A 7,284-nucleotide genomic window follows, 5' to 3' on the forward strand; every position below is an offset into this window, starting at 1 on the left:
GTGCCCACCTTCCGTAACGTCCTCAACTGGCGGCGGTGAATATGCCGCTGCCGCCGTGGGGGAGCCTCGATTCGGGAGAGGACGGCGCCGGTATGGGCTGGGTTACCGACTGGAGTGCGCAGGCTGCCTGCCGCACTACCGATCCGGATGAACTGTTCGTTCAGGGAGCAGCGCAGAACAGGGCCAAGGCGGTGTGCACCGGATGTCCGGTACGCACCGAATGCCTGGCCGACGCGCTGGACAACCGCGTCGAGTTCGGTGTGTGGGGAGGCATGACGGAGCGCGAGCGCCGCGCACTGCTGCGCCGGCGGCCGACCGTGACCTCCTGGCGCAGGCTGCTGGAGACCGCGCGCACGGAGTACGAACGGGGGGCGGGTGTCGTGTCCCTCGACGACGACGAGGTGTACGAGAGCTACGCGGCGGTGAGCTGAGGACCCTCGGGGGGTCCTCGGTCCCGCCCGGTGCTCTCGCGCCGCGGTTTCTCTCGGTCGTACCGGCGTTGCGGCGTTCCGGTTCGCCCGGTGGATGCGTCAGGCGGTCGCCTCGGGCGTCCCGGGCAGCTCCGGCCGGTGGGCCGCGAGCCGGTCGCCGATGTCCCGCAGTCCCGCGAGGTCGTGCACATCGCCGGGCAGCGCGGCCACTTCCGTCACCGCCACCTCGGGGTGGAGCGCGGTGAAGCGGTCACGCGTGCGCTGCTCGCGCGAGAGCAGGTGCATGCGCTCGGCGTGCAGCCTCAGCAGGCCCGCGGTGAGCCGGTCGACGGACCGCTCCGCCGCTGCCTTCACGTCCGCCTCCGCGTCGCCGGCGCCGGTGTCGTCCGCGGTGGCGGGGGAGCCTCCGTCGGGAACGTCCTGAGCGGAAGAGTCTGAACTGCCGTACGTGTCGGGGGAGTTACGAAGTCCAGCTTTCCCGTTCTCCTGATCCACAATGCGGGAGTCCTCAAGATTTTCCGCGGCGGCGAGTGCCCGCTCGGCCGACAGCCGGTCCGCGCCGCTGCCGTGGACCCGGTTGAGCACCAGACCGGCCAGCGGCATGTCCTCCTCGGCCAGCCGCTCCACGAAGTACGCGGCCTCGCGCAGCGCGTCCCGCTCCGGGGCCGCCACCACCAGGAACGCCGTCCCGGGCGCCTGGAGCAGCTGGTACGTGGCGTCCGCGCGCGTCCGGAACCCGCCGAACATCGAGTCCATCGCGGCCACGAACGTCTGCACGTCCTTGAGCAGCTGGCCCCCGAGCACCTTCCCCAGGGCGCCGGTCATCATCGACATGCCGACGTTCAGGAACTTCATCCCCGCGCGGCCGCCGACCTTCGCCGGGGCCAGCAGCACGCGGATGAGCTTGCCGTCGAGGAAGGACCCGAGCCGCTTGGGCGCGTCCAGGAAGTCCAGCGCGGAGCGGGAGGGCGGGGTGTCGACGACGATGAGGTCCCACTCGTCCCGGGACCGCAGCTGGCCCAGCTTCTCCATCGCCATGTACTCCTGCGTGCCCGCGAAGCCCGCCGAGAGCGACTGGTAGAAGGGGTTGCCCAGGATCGCGGCGGCCCGCTCGGGGTCCGCGTGCGCCTCGACGATCTCGTCGAAGGTGCGCTTCATGTCGAGCATCATCGCGTGCAGCTCGCCGCCCGCGGAGTCGTCGATGCCCTTCACCCGGCGCGGGATGTTGTCGAGCGAGTCGATGCCCATGGACTGGGCGAGCCTGCGGGCCGGGTCGATGGTGAGGACGACCACCTTGCGTCCCCGCTCGGCCGCGCGCAGGCCCAGCGCCGCGGCGGTGGTCGTCTTGCCGACCCCGCCCGAGCCGCAGCACACCACGATCCGGATGTCCGGATCGTCGATCAGCGGGTCGATGTCGAGCGTGCGCGTGGGGGCGAGGTGGTGACGGGCGGCCGGGTCGTGCGCCTGCGCCGGTTCCGGACGACGACTCATGACATCCTCTGCTTCCCCTGTTTCCGGTGCTGACGGCTCGTGACGGGGCCGGTGCGGCGGTCCGGGGCGGGACGGGGCCCGCGCGGCGTGACGCGCCGGACGGGATGCTTCCCGGCCGTGCGGGCGCGGTCCGTCATGACACGCCCTGTTCGCGGAGCTCCTTGGCCAGTTCGTACAGACCGGCCAGGTCCATGCCCTCCGTGAGCAGCGGGAGTTCGTGCAGCGGCAGGCCGAGGTCCGCCAGCACGGCGCGCTGTTCGGCCTCCAGCGTGTGCCGCTCGGCGTACTCCTCGGCCTGCGCGAGCAACGGGTCCACCAGCCGCTCGGCGTGTCCACCGCGCCGCGCTCCGCCGAGGCCGGCGGACGACAGTGCCCGCGCGACGGAAGAACGCGGGACCGCCCCCAGGAGTTCCAGGTCGGCCGTGTCCAGCACCCTGGGCCGGACCATGTTCACGATGACCCGCCCCACCGGCAGCCGTGCCGCGCGCAGCTCGGAGATGCCGTCCGCGGTCTCCTGGACCGGCATCTCCTCCAGCAGGGCCACCAGGTGCACGGCCGTCTCCGGCGACTTCAGCACCCGCATCACGGCCTGTGCCTGATTGTGTATCGGTCCGATCTTGGCGAGCCCGGCGACCTCGTCGTTGACGTTGAGGAAGCGGGTGATGCGTCCGGTCGGCGGGGCGTCCATCACGACGTAGTCGTAGGCGAACCGCCCGTCCCGGTCCTTGCGCCGTACCGCCTCGCACGCCTTGCCGGTCAGCAGGACGTCCCGCAGGCCGGGCGCGATGGTGGTGGCGAAGTCGATCGCGCCGAGCTTGCGCAGGGCCCGTCCGGCGCTCCCCAGTTTGTAGAACATCTGGAGGTAGTCCAGAAGGGCCAGCTCGGGATCGATGGCGAGGGCGTACACCTCCCCGCCTCCCGGTGCGATGGCGATCTTCCGCTCCTCGTACGGCAGCGCCTCCGTTTCGAAGAGCTGTGCGATGCCCTGGCGGCCCTCGACCTCGACGAGGAGCGTCCGCTTCCCCTCCGTGGCCAGGGCCAGCGCGAGGGCCGCGGCCACCGTGGTCTTGCCGGTTCCGCCCTTGCCACTGACGACCTGGAGCCTGCTCACGTCTTCGAGCCTAATTCCTTCCCGCGCGCCCCGGCGGCTCCGGGGGCAGGTTCCCCGGATTCGCGCCCCGGTGCGCGGCGGGTGGACAACGCGGTCACGGGCGCCGCCGGGACCGGGGACGGCAGCGGCTAGAGTCGGCCCATGACCAAGTGGGAATACGCGACTGTGCCACTGCTCGTCCACGCCACGAAGCAGATCCTGGACACCTGGGGCGAGGACGGCTGGGAGCTCGTCCAGGTCGTGCCCGGGCCCAACAACCCCGAGCAGCTGGTGGCCTACCTGAAGCGGGAGAAGCAGGGATGAGCGCCGTCGAGGCGAAGCTGGCCGAGCTGGGCCTGAGCCTGCCCGAGGTCGCCTCGCCGCTGGCCGCGTACCAGCCGGCCGTGCGGTCGGGGCGGTACGTCTACACCGCCGGCCAGCTCCCCCTGGTGGACGGCAAGCTCCCGACCACCGGCAAGGTCGGCGCGGAGGTCACGCCGGAGGAGGCGAAGGAGCTGGCGCGCGTCTGCGCGCTGAACGCCCTCGCCGCGGTCAAGTCCGTCGCCGGTGACCTGGACCGTGTCGCGCGCGTGGTGAAGGTCGTCGGCTTCGTCGCCTCCGCCGCGGACTTCACGGGCCAGCCGGCCGTCCTCAACGGCGCGAGCGAGCTGCTGGGCGAGGTCTTCGGCGACAAGGGCGTCCACGCGCGCAGCGCGGTGGGCGTCGCGGTGCTGCCGCTGGACGCACCGGTCGAGGTCGAGGTCCAGGTGGAGCTCGCGGAGGCGTAGGCCCCCGGCGGGCGGCGCCGCCCCCCGCCCCACCACAGGGCCCGCCGCCCCACCGGTGCCGGGCCCGTCCCGCCGCACGTCGCCGCTCCGCCCGGTCGGCCGTGCCGCCCTCGGCGTGACGGGACGCGCGGGCCCGACCGCGCGGCTCCCTGCCCTTCCCCGCCGGCCCCCGCCGGTTCCCCGTCGTGCGCACCGGCCGACGCCGGCGGAGGCGCCCGCGCGGGGACGGCGGCGCGCGCACCGCGCCGTACGCCGCACCCCGCCCCCGGCGTCGGCCCCGCGCCCCGCGCCCGGCGCCCGGTTCTCCCGTCGTCGCACCGCGCGCAGTGCCGGGGCGGCGGTTCCCGCCGCTTCCGTCCCGACGGGCACTCGAACATCCGCCCGTCACGGGATAGCCTCCGGCCATGGCGAATGCGCAGGCTGGCGGGCAGTGGTACCCGCCGGAATGGCCGGACCGGATCCGTGCGCTCGCGGACGGCACGCTCACGCCGGTCGCGCCGAAGCGCGCGGCCACCGTCATGCTGCTCAAGGACACCGGCGACGAGCCCGTCGTGCACATGCTGCGCCGACGCGCCTCCATGGCCTTCGCCGGCGGTGCGTACGCCTATCCCGGAGGTGGCGTCGACCCGCGTGACGACGACCGTCACGTCCGCTGGGCGGGCCCCACGCGCGCGTGGTGGGCCCGGCGGCTCGGCGTCGACGAGGCGGGGGCCCAGGCGATCGTGTGCGCGGCCGTGCGGGAGACGTACGAGGAGGCCGGCGTCCTGCTCGCCGGTCCGACACCCGGCACGGTGGTCGGCGACACCACGGGCGAGGACTGGGAGGCGGACCGTGCCGCGCTCGTCGCGCGGGAGACGTCCTTCGCGGAGTTCCTCGACCGCCGCGGACTGGTCCTGCGCTCGGACCTGCTCGGCGCCTGGACGCGCTGGATCACCCCCGAGTTCGAGCCGCGCCGCTACGACACCTGGTTCTTCGTCGCCGCGCTCCCCGAGGGCCAGCGCACCCGCAACGCCTCCACGGAGGCCGACCGCACGGTGTGGATCACCCCGCGCGAGGCGGCCGCCGCGTACGACCGCGGCGAGCTGCTGATGATGCCGCCGACCATCGCGACCCTGCGCCAGCTGACGGCGTACGGGACGGCGGCTCAGGCGCTCGCCGCGGCACCCGCGCGTGATCTCACTCCGGTGCTGGCCACCGCGCGCCTGGAGGAGGGCGAACTCGTGCTCTCCTGGCCGGGACACGACGAGTTCACCAAGCACATCCCGACCGGTGGAGCCCCCGCATGACGGACGCAAGCGCCCTTCCCGGCCAGCCACGGGGCGGAGTCCTCTCCGGCCGCGCCACCCCGCGCGCCGTCAACGTCCTGGCCCCCAACGCCTCGGTGATGACCCTGGACGGCACCAACACCTGGATCCTGGCGGAACCGGGCTCCGGCCTCGCGGTCGTGGTCGACCCCGGGCCGCTGGACGAGGGACACCTGCGGCACGTCGTCGACACGGCGGAGCGGGCCGGACAACGCGTCGCCCTGACCCTGCTGACGCACGGTCACCCCGATCACGCCGAGGGTGCCGCCCGGTTCGCCGAGCTGACCGGCACGAAGGTGCGGGCACTGGACCCGGCGCTGCGGCTCGGGGACGAGGGACTGGCCGCCGGTGACGTCGTCACCGTCGGGGGCCTGGAGCTGAGGGTCGTCCCGACGCCCGGCCACACCGCCGACTCCCTCTCCTTCCACCTCCCGGCCGACCGGGCGGTCCTGACCGGCGACACCGTCCTGGGCCGCGGTACGACCGTGGTGGCCCATCCCGACGGCCGCCTCGGCGACTACCTGGACTCGCTGCGCCGCCTGCGCTCCCTCGCCGTCGACGACGGCGTCCACACGGTCCTGCCCGGCCACGGACCCGTCCTGGAGGACGCCCAGGGCGCCGTCGAGTACTACCTGGCCCACCGCGCCCACCGCCTCGCCCAGGTCGAGACGGCCGTCGAGGACGGCTACCGCACCCCGTCGGAAGTCGTCGCCCACGTCTACGCCGACGTCGACCGCTCCCTGTGGCCCGCCGCGGAACTGTCCGTGCGGGCCCAGCTCGAGTACCTGCAGGAGCACGGGCTCATCTGACCGGCCGGGGTCCGGGCCGCGGCACGGGCCGGGCTCCGGGACGGGCTCCGGACACGACGGAGCCCCGCCTTCCGGGAAAGCGGGGCTCGTGCTCGCGAGGAGTCGCGCCGGCGTCAGCGGGAGCGCTTCGCGAGGCGCTCGACGTCCAGGAGGATCACCGCGCGGGCCTCCAGACGGAGCCAGCCGCGCTGGGCGAAGTCCGCCAGGGCCTTGTTGACCGTCTCACGGGACGCGCCGACCAGCTGGGCCAGTTCCTCCTGCGTGAGGTCGTGCACGACGTGGATGCCCTCCTCCGACTGCACGCCGAAGCGGCGGGAGAGGTCGAGCAGGGCGCGCGCGACACGGCCCGGGACGTCCGAGAAGACCAGGTCCGACATGGCGTCGTTGGTCTTGCGCAGCCGTCGTGCCACCGCCCGCAGCAGCGCCGTGGCCACCTCGGGGCGGGCGTTCAGCCAGGGCTGGAGGTCGCCGTGGCCGAGGCCGAGCAGCTTCACCTCGGTGAGCGCCGTGGCGGTCGCGGTGCGCGGACCCGGGTCGAAGAGCGACAGCTCGCCGATCAGTTCGCCGGGGCCGACGACGGCGAGCATGTTCTCGCGGCCGTCGGGGGACGTGCGGTGGAGCTTGACCTTGCCCTCGGTGACCACGTAGAGCCGGTCGCCGGGGTCGCCCTCGTGGAACAGGGAGTCGCCCCGTGCCAGGGTCACCTCACTCATGGAGGCGCGAAGCTCCGCGGCCTGCTCGTCATCGAGCGCCGCGAAGAGCGGGTTCCGCCGCAGAACGTCGTCCACGAGTTCTCTCCTTGTCGACCTGCTCAGGGGATCTTGCTCCCCCACGTATCAGGGGACCGTGGTGCCCATTTTGCCGGACGGTCCAAACAGTGTGATCTGTCACAAGGATGCCGCACGGGCCTGTCGGGGTAAGCGGCAGGGGTCCAATTGGACGCCGGTCTTCAGGGCCCGGGGCGGATGCCGGTCCCGGGTCGTAGGCTGGCCGGGTGTCCAAATCGCCGGTGAGAGCACAGGCCGAGGAGGCTGCGCGGGTGGTGGTGCGTCGCGATTCCGCTGTGGGCGAACAGGACTCCGATGGCGGTAAGGAAACGGCGAAAACGGCAAAGAGGGCGCCGGTGAGAGAGAAACCGACGGCACGCGCGAGCGGCGCGGCCGAGGAGAACCCCGCGCCGACGAGGAAGGCCGCCGCGGGGAAGGCCGAGCCTGCGCGGAGGGCGGCGCCCTCGGGCGAGGCGGCACCTGCGGGCGGGGCGGTGGCGAGGAGGGCGGCTCCGGTGAGCGGGATACCGGCCGAGCAGGGCACGCCCGCGGAGGAGAGCGTGCCCGTGGAGAAGACCGCGCCCGCGAGCGGGCCGACTGCCGA

Annotated in this window: 8 protein-coding genes and 1 pseudogene; 6 read left to right on the top strand and 3 right to left on the bottom strand. The window is 73.5% G+C overall.

Translation table 11 applies throughout. The annotated features are described in order from the left end of the window. Nucleotides 1–92 precede the first annotated feature (92 nt). Nucleotides 93–431, top strand: coding sequence for a transcriptional regulator WblA (wblA, locus tag RIM90_RS29510; protein ID WP_309063809.1), 339 nt, complete (start codon nt 93–95; stop codon nt 429–431). A 99-nt stretch (nt 432–530) separates the two neighbouring features. On the opposite strand, the gene RIM90_RS29515 is transcribed toward wblA, so the two are convergent. Together RIM90_RS29515 and RIM90_RS29520 are read right to left on the bottom strand one after the other, a co-directional pair. Further along, entirely contained in the window at nt 531–1,922 is a 1,392-nt protein-coding gene (locus RIM90_RS29515; RefSeq protein WP_309063804.1) for an ArsA family ATPase, read from the bottom strand. Between the two features lie 133 nt (nt 1,923–2,055). Continuing rightward, the gene (locus tag RIM90_RS29520) at nt 2,056–3,033 is read right to left on the bottom strand and encodes an ArsA-related P-loop ATPase (protein ID WP_309063805.1); all 978 of its coding nucleotides are present in this window, start codon (nt 3,031–3,033) and stop codon (nt 2,056–2,058) included. Between the two features lie 141 nt (nt 3,034–3,174). On the opposite strand from RIM90_RS29520, the gene RIM90_RS29525 reads away from it, so the two are divergent. The 4 genes from RIM90_RS29525 to RIM90_RS29540 all read left to right on the top strand — a co-directional run bounded on the left by RIM90_RS29525 (nt 3,175) and on the right by RIM90_RS29540 (nt 5,913). Continuing rightward, complete coding sequence (locus RIM90_RS29525) at nt 3,175–3,336, top strand: DUF4177 domain-containing protein (protein ID WP_142194045.1); 162 nt, start codon at nt 3,175–3,177, stop codon at nt 3,334–3,336. Then, complete coding sequence (locus tag RIM90_RS29530; RefSeq protein ID WP_309063806.1) at nt 3,333–3,800, top strand: RidA family protein; 468 nt, start codon at nt 3,333–3,335, stop codon at nt 3,798–3,800. Before RIM90_RS29525 ends, RIM90_RS29530 begins: the two co-directional genes overlap by 4 nt. A 404-nt stretch (nt 3,801–4,204) precedes the next feature. Then, complete coding sequence (locus RIM90_RS29535) at nt 4,205–5,086, top strand: NUDIX domain-containing protein (RefSeq protein WP_309063807.1); 882 nt, start codon at nt 4,205–4,207, stop codon at nt 5,084–5,086. Beyond that, nucleotides 5,083–5,913 carry an MBL fold metallo-hydrolase gene (locus RIM90_RS29540; RefSeq protein ID WP_309063808.1) on the top strand — a complete coding sequence of 277 codons (831 nt, stop codon included), beginning with the start codon at nt 5,083–5,085 and terminating at the stop codon, nt 5,911–5,913. The genes RIM90_RS29535 and RIM90_RS29540 overlap by 4 nt, the downstream gene beginning before the upstream one ends. 113 nt (nt 5,914–6,026) lie before the next feature. On the opposite strand, the gene RIM90_RS29545 is transcribed toward RIM90_RS29540, so the two are convergent. After that, nucleotides 6,027–6,701, bottom strand: a complete 675-nt coding sequence (locus RIM90_RS29545; RefSeq protein WP_010031945.1) for a Crp/Fnr family transcriptional regulator — start codon at nt 6,699–6,701, stop codon at nt 6,027–6,029. A gap of 335 nt (nt 6,702–7,036) precedes the next feature. On the opposite strand from RIM90_RS29545, the pseudogene RIM90_RS29550 reads away from it, so the two are divergent. Next, a pseudogene (locus RIM90_RS29550) lies at nt 7,037–7,284 on the top strand (endonuclease III); the annotation flags it as partial.

The sequence above is a fragment of the Streptomyces sp. genome, from assembly GCF_031181555.1.
GTDB classification, from domain to species: domain Bacteria; phylum Actinomycetota; class Actinomycetes; order Streptomycetales; family Streptomycetaceae; genus Streptomyces; species Streptomyces fimbriatus.

Coding starts and splice junctions, on each gene's coding strand:
- RIM90_RS29535 (WP_309063807.1), top strand. CDS start 4,205: ATGGCGAATGCGCAGGCTGGCGGGCAGTGGTACCCGCCGGAATGGCCG.
- RIM90_RS29530 (WP_309063806.1), top strand. CDS start 3,333: ATGAGCGCCGTCGAGGCGAAGCTGGCCGAGCTGGGCCTGAGCCTGCCC.
- wblA (WP_309063809.1), top strand. CDS start 93: ATGGGCTGGGTTACCGACTGGAGTGCGCAGGCTGCCTGCCGCACTACC.
- RIM90_RS29525 (WP_142194045.1), top strand. CDS start 3,175: ATGACCAAGTGGGAATACGCGACTGTGCCACTGCTCGTCCACGCCACG.
- RIM90_RS29540 (WP_309063808.1), top strand. CDS start 5,083: ATGACGGACGCAAGCGCCCTTCCCGGCCAGCCACGGGGCGGAGTCCTC.
- RIM90_RS29515 (WP_309063804.1), bottom strand. CDS start 1,922: ATGAGTCGTCGTCCGGAACCGGCGCAGGCGCACGACCCGGCCGCCCGT.